This window comes from Bradyrhizobium sp. Kon10 (genome assembly GCF_055807395.1).
Window position 1 is genome coordinate 1 of record NZ_JBVVOZ010000414.1, and the last position, 235, is coordinate 235.

At 73.2% G+C, this 235-nt stretch carries 1 protein-coding gene; it reads left to right on the forward strand.

Annotated elements, in window-relative coordinates:
• Positions 1–235: hypothetical protein (locus AC0L2O_RS37565; protein WP_473373292.1), on the forward strand; the 235-nt coding region annotated here is incomplete at both ends.

Consider the following 235-nt stretch of genomic DNA (forward strand, 5'->3'; position numbering starts at 1 on the left):
CGACCGGGCGCGCGGCATGCTGACGGAGGCGCGCGAGGAGGCCAAGGCGGTCGGCTATACCTCGGCGGTGCTGCGCAGCTCGATCTACCTGGCGCTCGCCACCCACCGTCTCGGCGACGTCCAGGCCGCGCAGAACATGCTGCGCGAGGCGCGCAACACCGCGCGGCAACAGGGGTTCTCCGGGCTGGAGGCGGAGGCCCTGTTTGGCGAGGCCGTGGTGACGCCGCCGTCGGAT